The organism is Pseudomonas sp. P5_A12 (assembly GCF_056400685.1).
The window spans coordinates 1-17,469 of sequence record NZ_JBFUKU010000104.1; the positions used below are offsets into that span (position 1 = coordinate 1).

Consider the following 17,469-nt stretch of genomic DNA (forward strand, 5'->3'; position numbering starts at 1 on the left):
GCTGGAGTTGTTGCGCGGTTTTGGTTGCGATCAAGTGCAGGGGTATCTGATCAGCAAGCCGTTACCGCTGGCGGAGCTGGTTAAATATCTGACCTTCGACAGTCGCCAGCAGCCGATGCTAGAAGTGGTGAATTAACCACAAACCAATGTGGGAGCGAGCCTGCTCGCGAAGGCGGAGCGTCAGTCAACGTAGAGGTCGACTGACACGGCCCCTTCGCGAGCAGGCTCGCTCCCACATTGGTTTGTGGTTAATTCACCACTTCTAGCATCGGCTGCTGGCGACTGTCGAAGGTCAGATATTTAACCAGCTCCGCCAGCGGTAACGGCTTGCTGATCAGATACCCCTGCACTTGATCGCAACCAAAACCGCGCAACAACTCCAGCTGCTCCGCTGTTTCCACCCCTTCAGCAACCACCTCAAGATTGAGGTTGTGCGCCAGGTTGATCATCGCGTGGACCAGCTTGCGATTCTCATCACGTTCTTCCATGCCGCCGACAAAACTCTTGTCGACCTTCAGCAACGCGATCGGCAGGCTGTTGAGGTGCACGAAGGACGAGAACCCGGTGCCGAAGTCATCCAGAGAGAAGCGCACGCCCAGGCGTCCGAGGGCGTCCATGGTTTGCTTGACCAGATCGCTGCGGCGCATCACCGCGGTTTCGGTCAGTTCGAACTCCAGCCATTGCGCTTCGACGCCGCGCTCGGCAATCAGCCGGCTCAAGGTGGATAGCAACTGGCTGTCCTGAAACTGCCGGAATGACAGGTTGATCGCCATGTGCAACGCCGAAAAACCCTGTTCGCGCAAGGCTTGCATGTCTTGCAGCGCCCGGGAAATCACCCAGTAACCCAGCGGCACGATCAAACCGCTTTGCTCGGCCAGCGGTACGAATTCGCTCGGTGGCAGCAAACCGCGCTCGGCATGACGCCAGCGCACCAATGCTTCGAGGCCAACAATCTGGCCGTCAGCAAGGTTCAGGCGAGGCTGGTAATGCAGCTCCAGTTCGTCACGGCGCAAGGCCCGGCGCAGCTCGCTTTCAAGGTCGGCCATGCTACGGGCGTTGCGGTTGATGCGTTCGTTGAAGATGTGAAAGGTGCAGCCTTGGGTGCTCTTGGCCTGCTGCATGGCGATGTGCGCGTGCCACATCAGCGGGTCGGCGCCGGCCTGGGCCCGGGCATGAGCAATGCCCAGGCTGGAACCGATCAACAGGCTTTCGCCGTCGACCCAGTAGGGTTCGGCCAGTGCTTCGGTAATGCGCTCAGCCATCCACTCGGCGCGCTGAGGCGCACGGCGGGTGTCGATCAGCAAGGCGAATTCATCACTGCCCAGGCGCGCCAGTTGATCGCCGACCTCAAGCTGGCTTTTCAACCGCGCGACCACTTGCAGGATCAAGCGGTCGCCGGCCTGGTGGCCAAGGGCATCGTTGGCATGACGGAAGTTGTCGAGATCAAGGTGACCGAGGGCCAGGCCGCGGCCGTCGTTTTCCGCCAGACGTGCGGCCAGCAAGGTCTGAAAACCCTGGCGGTTGGCGATACCGGTCAACGGATCCTGCTCTGCCAGGCGCTGCAAGGTATTTTCCAGCAGGCCACGCTCACGTACATGCCGCAGGCACCGGCGCAACATACCGGCATCGAGCAGATCACGTACCAGCCAGTCACTCACACCATCGGGCGTCACCGGTGGCTCGTGTTCGACCAACAACACCGTCGGCAAGCTGCAACGGCCAGGTAGCGGCTGAAGTGCAGGAACAGTCAACAACACCGCGTTGCGGTTGTCATCGAACAAATTGCAGACCGACTCCCAGCTCGGTGCACTGATAAGCACGGCCGAACTCCCCATCGGAGCCAGACACTCGCGCAACAACGCTACCCACGCTGGCTCTTCGGCCAGTAGCAGCAAACGCAAGGGTTCGACAGGCGTAGACAAGCTGGCTCCCTAGACTCTGCAAGGATGTAGGCGGCAGGCATTATGCCGCGCTAGTAACCAATGACCAAATGGCATCAAGTATCAAGCGCGGTTTTGTGTCTGAATCTGAACATTAGCCACAAATTCACCGCGCATCCTGCTTGAAAGTATCAAAACCGGCAATTAGAGAAAGCGTGTTGCGTCACAAGTCGGACAGAGCAGCACAATTCGCTGAGCCTGTTAAAATGCTGGCCCTTTTCACAAATGACTCCCTGAATTCCGTATGTCCCGACTCAATCCCCGGCAGCAAGAAGCCGTGAGCTACGTCGGCGGCCCTCTTTTGGTGCTCGCCGGCGCAGGCTCCGGCAAAACCAGTGTGATCACGCGCAAAATCGCGCACCTGATCCAGAATTGCGGCATCCGCGCCCAGTACATTGTCGCCATGACCTTTACCAACAAGGCCGCGCGCGAGATGAAGGAACGGGTCGGCACCCTGCTCAAGGGCGGCGAAGGCCGTGGCCTGACGGTGTGCACCTTCCACAACCTGGGGCTGAACATCATCCGCAAGGAACACGTGCGGCTGGGCTACAAGCCGGGCTTCTCGATCTTTGACGAGACCGACGTCAAAGCCTTGATGACCGACATCATGCAGAAGGAATACGCGGGCGACGACGGCGTCGACGAGATCAAGAACATGATCGGCTCGTGGAAAAACGACCTGATCCTGCCCGCCGAAGCCCTGGAAAATGCGCGTAATCCCAAGGAGCAGACCGCCGCCATCGTCTACACCCACTACCAGCGCACGCTCAAGGCGTTCAACGCGGTGGACTTCGACGACCTGATCCTGCTGCCGGTCAAGCTGTTCCAGGAACACGCCGACATCCTCGAAAAGTGGCAGAACAAAGTTCGCTACCTGCTGGTGGACGAATATCAGGACACCAACGCCAGCCAGTATTTGCTGGTGAAATTGCTGATCGGCACGCGCAACCAGTTCACCGTGGTGGGCGACGATGACCAGTCGATCTACGCCTGGCGCGGCGCCCGCCCCGAAAACCTGATGTTGCTCAAGGACGATTACCCCTCCTTGAAAGTGGTGATGCTGGAGCAAAACTACCGCTCCACCAGCCGCATCCTGCGCTGTGCCAACGTGCTGATCTCGAACAACCCGCACGAATTCGAAAAGCAGCTGTGGAGCGAGATGGGCCACGGCGACGAGATCCGCGTGATCCGCTGCCGCAACGAAGACGCCGAAGCCGAGCGCGTGGCCGTGGAACTGCTGACCCTGCACCTGCGCACGGACCGGCCGTACAGCGATTTCGCGATCCTGTATCGCGGCAACTACCAGGCCAAGCTGATCGAGCTGAAGCTGCAACACCACCAGATCCCTTATCGCCTGTCCGGCGGCAACAGCTTTTTCGGGCGTCAGGAAGTGAAAGACCTGATGGCCTACTTCCGCCTGATCGTGAACCCGGACGATGACAACGCCTTCCTGCGGGTGATCAACGTTCCGCGCCGGGAAATCGGCTCGACCACCCTGGAAAAGCTCGGCAACTACGCCACCGAACGCAAAATCTCGATGTACGCCGCCACTGACGAAATCGGTCTGGGCGAGCATCTGGACACCCGCTTCACCGATCGCCTGTCGCGCTTCAAGCGCTTCATGGACAAGGTGCGCGAGCAATGCGCCGGCGAAGACCCGATCTCGGCGCTGCGCAGCATGGTCATGGACATCGACTACGAGAACTGGCTGCGCACCAACAGCTCCAGCGACAAAGCGGCCGATTACCGCATGGGGAACGTCTGGTTCCTGATCGAGGCGCTGAAAAACACCCTGGAGAAAGACGAAGAAGGCGAGATGACCGTCGAAGACGCCATCGGCAAACTCGTCCTGCGCGACATGCTGGAACGTCAGCAGGAGGAGGAAGACGGCGCCGAAGGTGTGCAGATGATGACCTTGCATGCCTCCAAGGGTCTGGAATTCCCTTACGTGTTCATCATGGGCATGGAAGAGGAAATCCTTCCGCACCGTTCCAGCATCGAAGCCGACACCATCGAGGAAGAACGCCGCCTGGCCTACGTCGGGATTACCCGCGCTCGCCAGACGCTGGCCTTCACTTTCGCTGCAAAGCGTAAGCAGTACGGCGAAATCATCGACTGCGCGCCAAGCCGCTTCCTCGATGAGTTGCCGCCGGACGATCTGGCGTGGGAAGGCAACGACGACACGCCCGTCGAAGTCAAAGCCGTTCGCGGAAATACTGCATTGGCGGATATACGGGCGATGTTAAAGCGTTAGAATTGCCTACTTTTTAACCGAACACTTTTTACAAGCTAGACGCATACGGCGTCAGTAGAGGAAAGCTTCATGGAAGCACTGCACCAGAAAATTCGCGAACAAGGCATCGTGCTTTCCGATCAGGTCCTGAAAGTCGACGCCTTTCTGAACCACCAGATCGACCCGGCCCTGATGAAGCTGATCGGCGACGAATTCGCCGCGCTGTTCAAGGACTCGGGCATCACCAAGATCGTCACCATCGAAGCCTCGGGCATCGCACCGGCGATCATGACCGGTCTGAATCTCGGCGTGCCGGTGATCTTCGCCCGCAAGCAGCAGTCCCTGACCCTGACTGAAAACCTGCTGTCGGCGACCGTTTACTCGTTCACCAAGAAGACCGAAAGCACGGTGGCGATCTCCCCGCGCCACCTGACCAGCAGCGACCGTGTGCTGATCATCGATGACTTCCTGGCCAACGGTAAGGCGTCGCAGGCGCTGATCTCAATCATCAAACAGGCCGGCGCGACCGTGGCCGGCTTGGGAATCGTGATCGAGAAGTCGTTTCAGGGTGGGCGTGCGGAACTGGATGCACAGGGTTATCGCGTGGAATCGTTGGCTCGCGTGCAATCGCTGGCCGGCGGCGTCGTGACCTTCATCGAATAGCCAGCAACGCCGCATTTCCCTGTGGGAGCCAGCCTGCTGGCGATGGCGTCGTGTCAGTCAACATCTTCATGACTGACAGACGGCCATCGCCAGCAGGCTGGCTCCCACCGTTGTTTTGTGTTGGCTGTTATTGCGTGGTGGCCTTGAGGCCGGTGAGCAGTAGCCGCTGCAACAAATCTTCCTTCAACCCGTCCGGGTTGGTCAGCTGCATCCGCTCCAGATGCTCTGGAAACATCGAAGCCTCTGGCGCATCCAGCGCAGCTTTCCCCAATTCCAGAATCTCCGTCAGCTTGAACTTGCTCTTCAGCCAGTTCAGCGCCCGCAACACGTCGCGCTCCACCTCGGTGAAATCACAGCCCAACGGATATTCCGGAAACAGGTTCGGGTGCCGCGCCTGAATCGCCTGTAAACGTTCTGGGCTGTTGTCAGCGAAGCGTGGGGCGAGTCGGAAATCCTTGGGCAGCTTACCGACGCTCTGTGCCTGCTCGATCAATCCCGACTGGAACCGTGAATCGCTGATGTTGAGCAACGCCTCGATCACCGCCGCATCGGTCTTGCCACGCAAGTCGGCGATACCGTATTCGGTGACCACAATGTCCCGCAGATGCCTGGGGATCGTGCAGTGGCCGTACTCCCAGACAATGTTCGAGCTGACCTGCCCTCCCGACTCTCGCCAGCTACGCAGCAACAGCACCGAACGCGCACCTTCCAGCGCATGGCCCTGGGCGACGAAGTTGTACTGCCCGCCCACACCGCTGAGTACCCGCCCGTCTTGCAGCTGATCGGCCACGCCGGCACCAAGCAAGGTCATGATGAACACGGTGTTGATGAAGCGCGCATCGAGGCGCTGCAAACGCTTGAGCTCTTCCTGACCGTACAGCTCGTTGATGTAGCTGATGCGGGTCATGTTGAATTCAAAACGCTTGCTTTGTGGCAGCTCACGCAGGCGCTCGTAGAAACTGCGGGGGCCGAGGAAGAAACCGCCGTGTACCGAGATGCCGTCTGTTTGCGCGGCTTGATCGAGGGTGGCGGCATTCGCCTGTTGCTGAGTCGGCACATCCGGGTAGACCTTGCGCCGCACGATCCCGGCATCGACCAGCACCAGCAGGCCGTTGACGAACATTTCGCTGCAACCGTACAGGCCTTTGGCGAACGGTTCGAGGCCGCCTTCGCGGTCGATCAACTGCGCCCACTGACTGAGATTCACATCCGCCAGCAACGCCTTGTATCCGACATTGTCATCCTGCCGCGCCAGCAACGCAGCGGTCAGCGCATCGCCCATGGCGCCGATGCCAATTTGCAAGGTGCCGCCATCGCGCACCAGCGCACTGGCGTGCAGGCCGATGAAGTGGTCCTGGAAGCCCACCGGCATGTTCGGCGTGGAAAACAGCGTGGTGCTGTCTTTTTCGTCAATCAGCAGGTCGAAGGTGTCGATGCCGATTTCGGCGTCGCGGGGCATATAGGGCAAGTCGTTGTGCACCTGGCCCACCAGCAGGATGGTCTCCCCCGCCGCCCGGCGTTTGGCGATCATCGGGAACAGGTCGAGGGTGATGTCCGGGTTGCAGCTCAGGCTCAGACGATCCGGGTGCTCGGGGTGGCTGGCCACCAGCTGTGCGACCAGGTTCAAACCGGCGGCGTTGATGTCCCGCGCGGCGTGGCTGTAGTTGCTGCTGACGTAATCCTGTTGGGCCGATGCACTATGCAGCAGACTCCCCGGCTGCAAGAAAAATTGCTGGATGTGAATGTTCGGCGGCAGGTTGTCTTTATGCAGACCCTCCAGAAAATCCAGCTCCGGGTAATCACCGAACACCCGCTCGATAAAGGGCTCAAGAAAGCGCTTCTGCAAACCATCGCCCAAGTCAGGCCGGCCGAGGCACAGAGCGGTATAGATCGTCAGCCGCCGTTCAGGCAATTGCGCAATGCGCTGGTACAGCGCGTTGACGAAGTGGTTGGGTTTACCCAGACCGAGGGGCAGTCCCATGTGGATATGCGCCGGCAGGCGTGCCAACACGTCATCCACCGCTTGCTCGATAGAACACAGCTGCACCATCTGATCCTCCCTTGACATTCCGTGAATAGGGGTTGGACCGAGCTTGCCGGGTCTTTGCTGCAATGAACAGTCTCAGGCACAAATCGCAGGCACAAAAAAACCGCTCGAAAGCGGTTTTTTGCTGAAGACGTGGGCTTATTTCAGGCCGGACATCTTCTGGATGGCGCCTTTGAGGTCGGCGTCGGAGCAATCGGCGCAAGTGCCTTTAGGCGGCATCGCGTTGATACCGGTAATGGCTTTGGCCAGGATGCCGTCGAGACCGCCCTGGTGATCGGCACGTTCCTTCCAGGCTGCGGTGTCACCGATTTTCGGTGCGCCCAGCAGGCCGGAGCCGTGGCAAGCGTTGCAATGTTTTGCAATCACTGAGTCTGGGGTTTTGGCATCCCCACCACCCACAGAAGCAGCAACTTCCATCCCCTTGCACTCTTTGCCCTGAACACAAACCTGGCCGACTGGCTCAAGGCGTTTGGCAATATCGTCGTTCGTCGCAGCTTGAGCGCTGACAGCCCAAAGGGCCAATACGGTTGCTGGTACAGCCAGCATTTTCATAATTAGGTTCACGCGTTCACCCTCAATGGTGGCTAGTCACGCCTACGGCCACGGTTCGCAGGCGGGCGCAAGTATAGCGGTAAGCCCGCCACACTGAAACAACCCCAAAGTCGAAGGGGTCTTATGACGCAGCGGAAAAACACTTCGGGGCCTCAGCCTGACTGGCAGGGCGCCGACTTTACTTAGAAATTCGCCGGTGTCGCTGCGCTGATTAGTCGCGCTGGCGCATCGAACGGATTTCGGAAACGATGCGGCTTAGTACTTTCAAAGTAGTAGCTATCGCCAGCTTCGAGCACAAAAGTTTCCAGCCCGACCACCAGTTCCAGTCGACCCTCCACCAAAATGCCGGTTTCCTCGCCCTCATGGGTGAGCATCTCGTCACCGGTGTCGGCGCCTGGCGGGTAGATTTCATTCAGAAAAGCGATAGCCCGGCTCGGATGCGCCCGGCCGACCAGTTTCATGGTCACGGCGCCGTCGGAAATGTCGATCAGCTCGTTGGCCTTGTAGACGATCTGCGTCGGTTTTTCCTGCAGGATTTCTTCAGAAAAGAACTCGACCATGGACATGGGAATCCCGCCCAGTACTTTGCGCAGCGAACTGATCGAGGGACTGACGCTGTTCTTCTCGATCATCGAAATCGTGCTGTTGGTCACACCCGCGCGCTTGGCGAGCTCACGCTGCGAAAGGCCTTTGAGCTTACGGATGGATTGCAGTCGTTCACCGACGTCCAATGCTAGCGCCTCCAGGGGATTCAGGTTGTTGGAATATTGAGCGTTATCATGGCGACAGCGTTCAGTATTTACAACACTTGGGCCTGAATCCTGTGGAGTGAGGCGACTTTCGGTTTCGACCGCAGGCTGTCAGCCCTCGGAATAGAGCAGTGGCACCCGGCGCAGGTTGCAGAAAATCTGATAAGGAATCGTGTCCGCTGCCGCCGCCACTTCGCTGGCGAGGATGTTTTTGCCCCATAACTCGACAGTCGAACCGAGGCCGGCTTGCGGCACATCGGTCAGGTCGATGCAGAGCATGTCCATCGACACCCGGCCGATCAACTGGCTGCGTTGTCCGGCGACCATGACCGGCGTACCGGTCGGCGCGTGACGCGGATACCCGTCGGCATAGCCCATGGCGACCACGCCAACGCGCATCGGCTTGGGTGTGATAAACCGGGCGCCGTAACCGATCGGCTCGCCGGCCGGCAGCTCACGCACGCAAATCACTTTCGATTCCAGGGTCATCACCGGATGCAGGCGAGCGGCCACGGTGTTGGCTTCTTCGAACGGCGTCGCGCCATACAGCATGATGCCCGGGCGAACCCAATCACTCGGGATCTGCGGCCAACCCAACACGGCTGGCGAGTTGCGCAGGCTGACTTCCGCCGACAAGCCTTTACGCGCGGCTTCAAAAACCGCGACTTGCTCAGCGCTGGACTGTTCGTGCAGCTCATCGGCACGGGCGAAGTGGCTCATCAGCACAACTTTCGCCACCTTGCCGCTGGCCAGAAGCCGCTGATAGGCGTCCTGATAATCCTTGGGGTGCAGGCCGACGCGGTGCATGCCTGAATCGAGCTTGAGCCAGACGGTGATCGGCTTGCTCAGCGTGGCTTTTTCGATGGCTTCGAGCTGCCACAGCGAATGCACCACGCACCAGAAATCGTGCTCGACGATCAGCGACAACTCATCGGCTTCGAAGAACCCTTCCAGCAGCAATACCGGCGCTTGGATGCCCGCCGCGCGCAACTCCAAAGCCTCTTCGATGCAGGCCACGGCAAAGCCATCGGCCTCGGCTTCCAGCGCCTGGGCGCAACGCACCGCGCCATGGCCGTAGGCATCGGCCTTGATCACCGCGAGGGCCTTGGCCCCGGTGATCTCACGGGCGATCCGGTAGTTGTGACGCAGGGCTTGAAGGTCGATCAGGGCACGGGCTGGACGCATGGCGGCAGACTTCTAGGCGGTCATGGGAATAAAAAACCGGCGCTGGCTGACGGCGTGAACCGCCAACAGCACCGGCAGAGGGATCTTGCTGAGTCTATTACGACAGAGCGGCTACAACCGACAGCTCGACCAGAATTTCCGGTTCGCACAGCTTCGACTCAACGGTCGCACGTGCCGGGGCCACGCCTTTTGGCAGCCACTTGTCCCAGACGGCGTTCATGCCTTCGAAGTGGGCATCAATGTCTTTCAGGTAAATCGTCACCGACAACAGGTGATTCTTGTCGGTGCCCGCCTGATCGAGCAAATGCTCGATGTTGGCGAGGGCTTCACGGGTCTGCTGTTCAATCCCGGCGCTCATGTCATCGCCGACTTGCCCTGCCAGATACACAGTGCCGTTGTGGCTGACGATCTGACTCATGCGCTCATTGGTGAGCTGGCGCTGGATTGACATGTTTTGCGGACTCCTGGGTCTTGCTGCCATAACGGGAAATATCGAGGCCTTCGGCGCTGATCTGCGGCGCTTTCTTCGCCATCAGGTCAGCCAGCAAGCGACCGGAGCCACAGGCCATGGTCCAGCCGAGTGTGCCGTGACCGGTGTTCAGGAACAGATTCTTGAACGGTGTCGCGCCAACGATCGGCGTGCCGTCCGGGGTAGTCGGGCGCAGGCCGGTCCAGAAACTGGCCTGGGCCAGATCGCCGCCTTGAGGATAAAGGTCGTTGACGATCATCTCCAGGGTTTCGCGCCGACGCGGGTTCAGCGACAGGTCAAAACCGGCGATTTCAGCCATGCCACCGACGCGGATGCGGTTGTCGAAACGGGTGATCGCGACCTTGTAGGTCTCGTCGAGAATGGTCGACGTCGGGGCCATTGCCGGGTTGGTGATCGGAACAGTCAGCGAGTAACCCTTGAGCGGGTACACCGGGGCCTTGATGCCCAGTGGCTTGAGCAATTGCGGGGAGTAGCTGCCGAGTGCCAGTACGTAGCGGTCAGCGGTTTCCAGTTTGCCGTCGATCCACACGCCGTTGATGCGATCACCGGCGTAGTCGAGTTTCTGAATGTCCTGGCCGAAGCGGAATTCCACACCGAGTTTCACGGCCATTTCGGCCAGGCGGGTGGTAAAAATCTGGCAGTCGCCGGTCTGGTCGTTCGGCAGCCGCAGGGCACCGGCGAGGATGTCGGTGACGGCGGCCAGCGCCGGCTCAACGCGGGCAATGCCGGCGCGGTCGAGCAGTTCAAACGGTACGCCGGACTCTTTCAGCACGGCGATGTCTTTCGCGGCACCGTCCAGTTGAGCTTGGGTGCGGAACAGCTGGGTCGTGCCGAGGCTGCGGCCTTCGTAGGCGATACCGGTTTCGGCGCGCAATTCGTCGAGGCAGTCACGGCTGTACTCGGACAGACGGACCATGCGCTCCTTGTTCACCGCGTAACGGCTGGCGGTGCAGTTGCGCAGCATCTGCGCCATCCACAGGTATTGATCGATGTCGGCGGTGGCCTTGATCGCCAGCGGTGCGTGGCGCTGCAACAGCCACTTGATGGCCTTGAGCGGCACACCCGGTGCGGCCCACGGCGAGGCATAACCCGGCGAAACCTGCCCGGCGTTGGCGAAACTGGTCTCCATGGCAGCGGCCGGCTGACGGTCCACGACCACCACTTCAAACCCGGCCCGAGCCAGATAATAAGCACTGGCGGTACCGATGACGCCGCTACCCAAGACCATAACGCGCATTTTCATATCCCTCATCGCGGCTGACCGCTGACGTGTGTTGTATTCAAGCAGTGATGTGCGCAGTGTAAAAAAGATTTGCCAGTGTTTTTCACTATATAAGCAGCTATATTTGGCGACAATTCTCGGCAAAAACCCTTTTCACGGAGGCGCATCCCCTATGCGTACCAACACACAGACCAAACGAGAGCTGGACAAGATCGACCGCAACATCCTGCGGATCCTGCAAGCGGACGGACGCATCTCCTTCACGGAGCTGGGGGAAAAGGTCGGGCTCTCCACCACGCCGTGCACTGAGCGGGTGAGACGCCTGGAGCGGGAAGGGATCATCATGGGCTACAACGCGCGGCTCAATCCGCAGCACTTGAAGGGTAGTCTGCTGGTGTTCGTCGAGATCAGCCTTGACTACAAATCCGGCGATACTTTCGAAGAGTTCCGACGCGCGGTGCTGAAACTGCCCCATGTGCTGGAATGCCACTTGGTATCGGGGGATTTCGACTATCTGGTGAAGGCGCGGATTTCCGAGATGGCCTCGTACCGCAAATTGCTGGGGGACATCCTGCTCAAGTTGCCGCATGTGCGCGAATCCAAGAGCTATATCGTGATGGAAGAGGTGAAAGAGAGTTTGAGTTTGCCGATTCCGGATTGAGGATTTTTGGTGCCTGATCCGGCCCTATCGCGGGCAAGCCCGCTCCCACAGGTTCTGCGCTAAGCCTTGTGGGAGCGGGCTTGCCCGCGATWGGGTCGACTCGGAACAACCGAATCAGCACAGCAGCTTAAACCAACACCTGCCGGGTAGAAGCCATGTACTCATGAATCTGCTTCTCCACCCGCGGATGAATCAGCTCCACCGGCCCCCGCCCATTCGGGCACGGCAAGGTCTTGGTGGTGCCAAACAACCGGCAAATCAGCGGGCGTTCGTCATACACCGTGCAACCGTTCGGCCCCAGGTGCACGCAATTGAGCTCATCCATCGCCGCATCCTGCTCGGCGCGGGTCTTGCGCGGCAGGCGCGACATTTCTTCCGGCGAGGTGGTCACCGGTCCACAGCAGTCATGGCAGCCGGGCACGCACTCGAACGAGGGGATCTGCTGTCGCAGCGTACGGATTTTCTGACTGTTACAGCTCATCGGAGCGGTGACCCAAAGCGAAATAGAGCGCGATTCTGAAGCAAAGCCGCGGATCCATACAGCAGCAGCCGACCAATGTTGCCCGCGTCCGAAGGTCCGGATTATGCTCCGTCAAATTTTCCAGACGCCAGAATCGGGAACCCCCACATGAACGCCGGTGCTCAGCAACCTGCTCCAAGCCACCAGCACACCGCCTCTTACTACGCCGCCAGCAGCCTGCCGCAGCCCGACTATCCGGTGCTCAGAGGTGATCTAGTGGCGGATGTGTGCGTGGTCGGCGGTGGGTTCTCCGGCCTCAACACAGCGTTTGAACTGGCTGAACGTGGTTTGAGCGTCATCTTGCTTGAAGCTCACAAAATCGGCTGGGGCGCCAGCGGGCGCAATGGCGGGCAGTTGATTCGGGGTGTCGGTCATGGCCTTGATCAATTCGCGAATGTGATCGGCGCAGACGGCGTGCGCCAGATGAAACTCATGGGCCTTGAGGCAGTGGAAATCGTCCGGCAGCGCGTCGAGCGGTTTCAGATCCCCTGCGACCTGACTTGGGGCTACTGCGACCTGGCCAACAAGCCTCGCGAACTCCAAGGCTTCGCCGAAGACGCCGAAGAGCTGCGCAGCCTCGGCTACCGTTATGAAACGCGTCTGCTGCAAGCCAATGAAATGCACTCGGTGGTGGGTTCCGACCGCTACGTCGGCGGCCTGATCGACATGGGCTCGGGGCATCTGCATCCACTGAACCTGGCACTGGGCGAAGCGGCGGCGGCCGAGGAAATGGGGGCGGTACTGTTCGAACAATCGGCGGTCACCCGCATCGATTATGGCTCCGTGATTAAAGTCCACACGGCCCAGGGCTCGGTCCGTGCCAAGACACTGGTACTGAGCTGCAACGCCTACCTTAACGAGCTCAATCCCGAACTCAGCGGCAAAGTGCTGCCTGCAGGCAGTTACATCATCGCCACCGAGCCCTTGAGTGAAGCGCTGGCTCACTCACTGCTGCCGCAGAACATGGCAGTCTGCGATCAGCGCGTGGCACTGGATTACTACCGTCTCTCGGCGGACCGACGCTTGCTGTTTGGTGGCGCCTGCCACTATTCAGGCCGCGATCCGAAAGATATCGCCGCGTACATGCAACCGAAGATGCTGGAAGTCTTCCCGCAACTGGGCGCGGTGAAGATCGACTATCAATGGGGCGGGATGATCGGCATCGGTGCCAACCGGCTGCCGCAAATTGGCCGGCTCAAAGACCAGCCGAATGTGTATTACGCCCAGGCCTATTCCGGTCATGGGGTGAATGCCACGCATCTGGCGGGCAAGTTGCTGGCTGAGGCGATCAGTGGGCAGCAGAGTGGCGGGTTTGATCTGTTTGCCAAGGTGCCGCACATCACCTTTCCGGGCGGGAAGCATTTGCGCTCGCCGTTGTTGGCGTTGGGGATGTTGTGGCATCGGCTTAAAGAGTTGGTCTGATAGGTTTTTGCTGCCTGTTCCGGCGCCATCGCGAGCAGGCTCGCTCCCACAGTTGATCTGTGTCGTTCACAAATCCCCTGTGGGAGCGAGCCTGCTCGCGATTGGCCCGGGAGAGCACCATAGGGCTTCAGATCCTCCAGAAAGGCTTAAGCCCCTCCTCCCGCGCCTGTTCCCGCGTCAGCCCCACATCCCTGAGCTGCTCCGGCGTCAGCGCCAGCAACGCCTTGCGCGTGTGCAGACGATGCCAGAACAGACCCCAGCGACTCAGGCCGGACGGCGCTTTGCGCAGCTGCGCCTCACGTGCACCGTTGTCTTGCCCTCTCACCAGTTCCTGACTGTGTAACGTCAGCCGCACATCGCTCAAGCCGTTCATTTGATTGCTCCTGTTTACTTGGGTAGCCAGAGCTTTCATGATGCGTGGACGGCCAAAAGCATTACAGATTCAACAAGCAACTATTAACCCCATACAGATTTCGCGTTTTTGTGTCTGAATCCTGATTTTTGCCTCGATCTGTATTGGTTTACCGAATCACCTCCACCGAGACTGCACCATGACCCTTTACGTCAACCTCGCCGAATTGCTCGGCACACGTATCGAACAGGGCTTTTATCGCCCCGGTGACCGACTACCGTCGGTGCGGGCATTGAGTGTCGAACATGGCGTTAGCCTAAGCACTGTGCAGCAGGCCTATCGCGTACTGGAAGACAGTGGCCTGGCGACGCCAAAACCCAAGTCGGGCTACTTCGTGCCGGCGGGTCGTGAACTGCCGGAGCTGCCGGCCATTGGGCGCCCGGCCCAGCGACCGGTGGATATTTCGCAATGGGATCAAGTGCTGGAGCTGATTCGCGCGGTGCCGCGCAAAGACGTGGTGCAACTGGGTCGCGGCATGCCGGACATCACCACCCCGACCATGAAACCGCTGCTGCGCAACCTCGCGCGTATCAGCCGCCGGCAAGACATGCCCGGTCTGTATTACGACAACATCCACGGCACCCTCGAACTGCGCGAACAGATCGCACGCCTGATGCTCGATTCCGGCTGCCAGTTGAGCGCCAGCGACCTGGTGGTCACGACCGGCTGCCATGAAGCGCTGTCCACCAGCATCCGCGCGATCTGCGAGCCGGGGGACATTGTGGCCGTAGACTCGCCGAGCTTTCACGGCGCCATGCAGACCCTAAAGGGGCTGGGCATGAAAGCGCTGGAGATTCCCACCGACCCGCTCACCGGCATCAGTCTCGATGCGCTGGAACTGGCCCTGGAACAGTGGCCGATCAAAGTCATACAGTTGACCCCCAACTGCAACAACCCGCTGGGCTACATCATGCCGGAGTCGCGCAAACGCGCGTTATTGACGCTCGCGCAGCGCTTCGACGTGGCGATTATCGAGGACGATGTGTATGGCGAACTGGCCTACACCTACCCGCGCCCGCGCACGATCAAATCCTTCGACGAAGACGGCCGAGTCCTTCTCTGCAGTTCGTTTTCCAAGACCCTGGCCCCCGGATTACGCATCGGCTGGGTAGCGCCCGGCCGTTATCTGGAACGGGTGCTGCACATGAAATACATCAGCACCGGCTCCACCGCGCCGCAACCGCAAATCGCGATTGCCGAATTTCTCAAGGCCGGGCATTTCGAGCCACATTTGCGGCGGATGCGCACGCAGTACCAGCGTAATCGCGACGTGATGATCGACTGGGTCACGCGCTACTTTCCGGCCGGCACCCGCGCCAGTCGCCCACAAGGCAGCTTCATGTTGTGGGTTGAGCTACCGGAAAGCTTCGACACCCTGAAACTGAATCGCGCTCTACATGATCAGGGCGTACAGATTGCAGTCGGCAGCATCTTTTCCGCGTCGGGCAAGTACCGCAATTGCCTGCGCATGAACTACGCTGCCAAACCAACGCCGCAGATCGAAGAAGCGGTGCGCAAGGTCGGGGCTGCGGCGATCAAGCTGCTAGCGGAAACTGACTGACTTTTCTCGGGAAACCAGCGTCCATATGCCGACACCTGCCGCCCATCGGAACGATCCCTCTTGAGAGTCAGACAGCCCCTGCTCGCTCTTCTGCTATTCGCCTCGCTCCTSAGCGGCTGCGCCAGCGTTGACGTTCAGCGTCAGCCAAGTCAGGCGCTACCCGCCAGCGATTCGGCGTTTGGCCGGTCGGTCCAGGCGCAGGCCGCGTCTCATGAGGGGCGGTCGGGCTTTCGCTTGCTGTCCGACAGCACCGAAGCCTTCACCGCCCGCGCCGAACTGATCCGCAACGCTCAAAGCAGCCTCGATCTGCAGTACTACATCGTGCATGACGGCATCAGCACACGGATGCTCGTGGAGGAACTGCTCAAAACGGCTGATCGCGGCGTACGCGTCAGGGTGCTGCTGGATGACACCACCAGCGATGGTCAGGATCAGCTCATCGCCACCCTCGCTGCACACCCGAACATGCAGATCCGCGTGTTCAACCCGTTGCACCTTGGGCGCAGCACCGGCGTGACGCGAACCATGGGCCGCCTGTTCAACCTGTCGCAGCAACACCGGCGCATGCACAACAAGCTGTGGCTGGCGGACAACAGCATGGCGATCGTGGGCGGGCGTAATCTGGGCGACGAGTATTTCGATGCCGAGCCCAACCTGAACTTCACTGATATCGACATGCTCGGCGTCGGCCCGGTCGCCGCAGAACTGGGGCAGAGTTTCGATCAGTACTGGAACAGTGCGCTGAGCAAGCCGATCGAACAATTCCTGTCCAGCAAACCGACAACCCAGGACCTGCAAAACACCCGGACACGACTGGAGGAATCGCTCGCTGACACGCGCAAACAAAACCATGCGCTGTATCAACAACTGATGACCTTCAAGACGCACCCGCGCCTGGACATCTGGCGCCGAGAATTGATCTGGGCGTGGAGTCAGGCGTTGTGGGATGCTCCGAGCAAGGTGCTGGCCGACGGCGAGCCGGACCCGCATTTGTTGCTGACGACGCAACTGGCACCTGAGCTCAACGGCGTCAGCAAAGAGCTGATCATGACCTCGGCCTACTTCGTCCCCGGACAGCCGGGCCTGGTGTACCTGACCGGTCGCGCCGATGCCGGGGTATCCGTGAGTTTGCTGACCAACTCACTGGAGGCCACCGACGTACCGGCCGTGCATGGCGGCTATGCGCCGTATCGCAAGGCGCTGTTGGAACACGGCGTGAAGTTGTTCGAACTGCGGCGCCAACCGGGTAAAGGCGCAGGCAGCGGGCCTCATTTTTTCGGACGCTCCAATTACCAAGGCTCCGACTCCAGCCTGCACAGCAAGGCGATGATCTTCGACCAGCAGAAATCCTTCGTTGGCTCGTTCAATTTCGATCCGCGCTCTGTGCTGTGGAACACCGAAGTCGGGGTGCTGGTGGACAGTCCAGAGCTGGCCGCCCGTGTCCGAGAACTGGCCATGCAGGGCATGGCGCCAACGCTGAGCTATGAAGCGAAGCTGGAGGAGGGTCAGGTTGTCTGGGTCACTGAAGACGACGGCAAGCTGCACACACTGACCAAGGAACCGGCGAGCTGGTGGCGGCGGTTCAATGCGTGGATGAGCACCACGGTCGGCCTTGAGCGGATGCTGTAGCAGCTGGCGGAGCCAGCTGCTACTGAACTAAGCCGGTTGGACGACACCAAACGCCCCCTGGCGCATCAGCAGGATCACCAAGCCGAACGCACCGGCCGCCATCAGTAACGGCAATGCATGCCCGCTGATCCATTGGCTACCCGCTCCCGCCGCCAACGGCCCGACCAGGCAACCGATCCCCCA

Annotated in this window: 16 protein-coding genes and 1 pseudogene; 7 read left to right on the top strand and 10 right to left on the bottom strand. The window is 60.0% G+C overall.

The annotated features are described in order from the left end of the window. Window positions 1-136 (top strand): hypothetical protein (locus AC1DSG_RS15610; RefSeq protein ID WP_477791696.1); only part of this gene is annotated, 136 nt, incomplete at its 5' end. Window positions 137-248: 112 nt separating this feature from the next. Here the strand turns inward: AC1DSG_RS15610 and AC1DSG_RS15615 are convergent. Beyond that, the gene (locus AC1DSG_RS15615; protein WP_477791688.1) at window positions 249-1,922 is read right to left on the bottom strand and encodes a putative bifunctional diguanylate cyclase/phosphodiesterase; all 1,674 of its coding nucleotides are present in this window, start codon (window positions 1,920-1,922) and stop codon (window positions 249-251) included. A gap of 262 nt (window positions 1,923-2,184) precedes the next feature. Between AC1DSG_RS15615 and rep the strand changes: the two genes are divergently transcribed. Continuing rightward, a complete protein-coding gene (rep, locus tag AC1DSG_RS15620) occupies window positions 2,185-4,194 on the top strand; it encodes a DNA helicase Rep (RefSeq protein WP_046030650.1) in 2,010 nt (669 codons plus the stop codon). A 69-nt stretch (window positions 4,195-4,263) separates the two neighbouring features. Further along, entirely contained in the window at window positions 4,264-4,836 is a 573-nt protein-coding gene (locus AC1DSG_RS15625; RefSeq protein ID WP_027926370.1) for a xanthine phosphoribosyltransferase, read from the top strand. Between the two features lie 127 nt (window positions 4,837-4,963). On the opposite strand, the gene AC1DSG_RS15630 is transcribed toward AC1DSG_RS15625, so the two are convergent. The 6 genes from AC1DSG_RS15630 to dadA all read right to left on the bottom strand — a co-directional run bounded on the left by AC1DSG_RS15630 (window position 4,964) and on the right by dadA (window position 11,096). Further along, entirely contained in the window at window positions 4,964-6,886 is a 1,923-nt protein-coding gene (locus AC1DSG_RS15630) for an acetyl-CoA hydrolase/transferase C-terminal domain-containing protein (protein ID WP_477791689.1), read from the bottom strand. A 135-nt stretch (window positions 6,887-7,021) separates the two neighbouring features. Continuing rightward, complete coding sequence (locus tag AC1DSG_RS15635; RefSeq protein WP_477791697.1) at window positions 7,022-7,435, bottom strand: c-type cytochrome; 414 nt, start codon at window positions 7,433-7,435, stop codon at window positions 7,022-7,024. 182 nt (window positions 7,436-7,617) lie between these two features. Further along, window positions 7,618-8,166, bottom strand: a complete 549-nt coding sequence (locus AC1DSG_RS15640) for a cupin domain-containing protein (protein ID WP_007947433.1) — start codon at window positions 8,164-8,166, stop codon at window positions 7,618-7,620. A gap of 129 nt (window positions 8,167-8,295) precedes the next feature. Beyond that, a complete protein-coding gene (gene alr / locus AC1DSG_RS15645) occupies window positions 8,296-9,369 on the bottom strand; it encodes an alanine racemase (protein WP_477791690.1) in 1,074 nt (357 codons plus the stop codon). A gap of 97 nt (window positions 9,370-9,466) precedes the next feature. Beyond that, on the bottom strand, window positions 9,467-9,820 hold the full coding sequence (locus AC1DSG_RS15650; RefSeq protein ID WP_477791691.1) for a RidA family protein: 354 nt from the start codon (window positions 9,818-9,820) through the stop codon (window positions 9,467-9,469). Further along, window positions 9,792-11,096 carry a D-amino acid dehydrogenase gene (dadA, locus tag AC1DSG_RS15655; protein WP_223521191.1) on the bottom strand — a complete coding sequence of 435 codons (1,305 nt, stop codon included), beginning with the start codon at window positions 11,094-11,096 and terminating at the stop codon, window positions 9,792-9,794. Before dadA ends, AC1DSG_RS15650 begins: the two co-directional genes overlap by 29 nt. Before the next feature lie 157 nt (window positions 11,097-11,253). Here dadA and AC1DSG_RS15660 point away from each other — a divergent pair, with 157 nt between their 5' ends. Then, window positions 11,254-11,742, top strand: a complete 489-nt coding sequence (locus tag AC1DSG_RS15660; RefSeq protein WP_003177284.1) for an Lrp/AsnC ligand binding domain-containing protein — start codon at window positions 11,254-11,256, stop codon at window positions 11,740-11,742. Window positions 11,743-11,869: 127 nt separating this feature from the next. Here the strand turns inward: AC1DSG_RS15660 and AC1DSG_RS15665 are convergent, their stop codons facing one another. After that, complete coding sequence (locus AC1DSG_RS15665; protein ID WP_007947437.1) at window positions 11,870-12,223, bottom strand: YkgJ family cysteine cluster protein; 354 nt, start codon at window positions 12,221-12,223, stop codon at window positions 11,870-11,872. A gap of 147 nt (window positions 12,224-12,370) precedes the next feature. Here AC1DSG_RS15665 and AC1DSG_RS15670 point away from each other — a divergent pair, with 147 nt between their 5' ends. Continuing rightward, window positions 12,371-13,684 carry an NAD(P)/FAD-dependent oxidoreductase gene (locus AC1DSG_RS15670; RefSeq protein ID WP_477791692.1) on the top strand — a complete coding sequence of 438 codons (1,314 nt, stop codon included), beginning with the start codon at window positions 12,371-12,373 and terminating at the stop codon, window positions 13,682-13,684. A 127-nt stretch (window positions 13,685-13,811) separates the two neighbouring features. On the opposite strand, the gene AC1DSG_RS15675 is transcribed toward AC1DSG_RS15670, so the two are convergent. Next, the gene (locus AC1DSG_RS15675; protein ID WP_477791693.1) at window positions 13,812-14,057 is read right to left on the bottom strand and encodes a DUF1127 domain-containing protein; all 246 of its coding nucleotides are present in this window, start codon (window positions 14,055-14,057) and stop codon (window positions 13,812-13,814) included. A gap of 178 nt (window positions 14,058-14,235) precedes the next feature. Here AC1DSG_RS15675 and AC1DSG_RS15680 point away from each other — a divergent pair, with 178 nt between their 5' ends. Together AC1DSG_RS15680 and AC1DSG_RS15685 are read left to right on the top strand one after the other, a co-directional pair. Further along, window positions 14,236-15,657 (top strand): aminotransferase-like domain-containing protein, encoded by a 1,422-nt coding sequence (locus AC1DSG_RS15680; RefSeq protein ID WP_477791694.1) that lies wholly within the window; start codon window positions 14,236-14,238, stop codon window positions 15,655-15,657. Window positions 15,658-15,717: 60 nt separating this feature from the next. Then, window positions 15,718-17,286, top strand: coding sequence for a phospholipase D family protein (locus tag AC1DSG_RS15685; protein ID WP_477791695.1), 1,569 nt, complete (start codon window positions 15,718-15,720; stop codon window positions 17,284-17,286). A gap of 27 nt (window positions 17,287-17,313) precedes the next feature. Here AC1DSG_RS15685 and AC1DSG_RS15690 read toward each other — a convergent pair. Further along, window positions 17,314-17,469, bottom strand: a pseudogene (locus AC1DSG_RS15690) (MFS transporter); the annotation flags it as partial.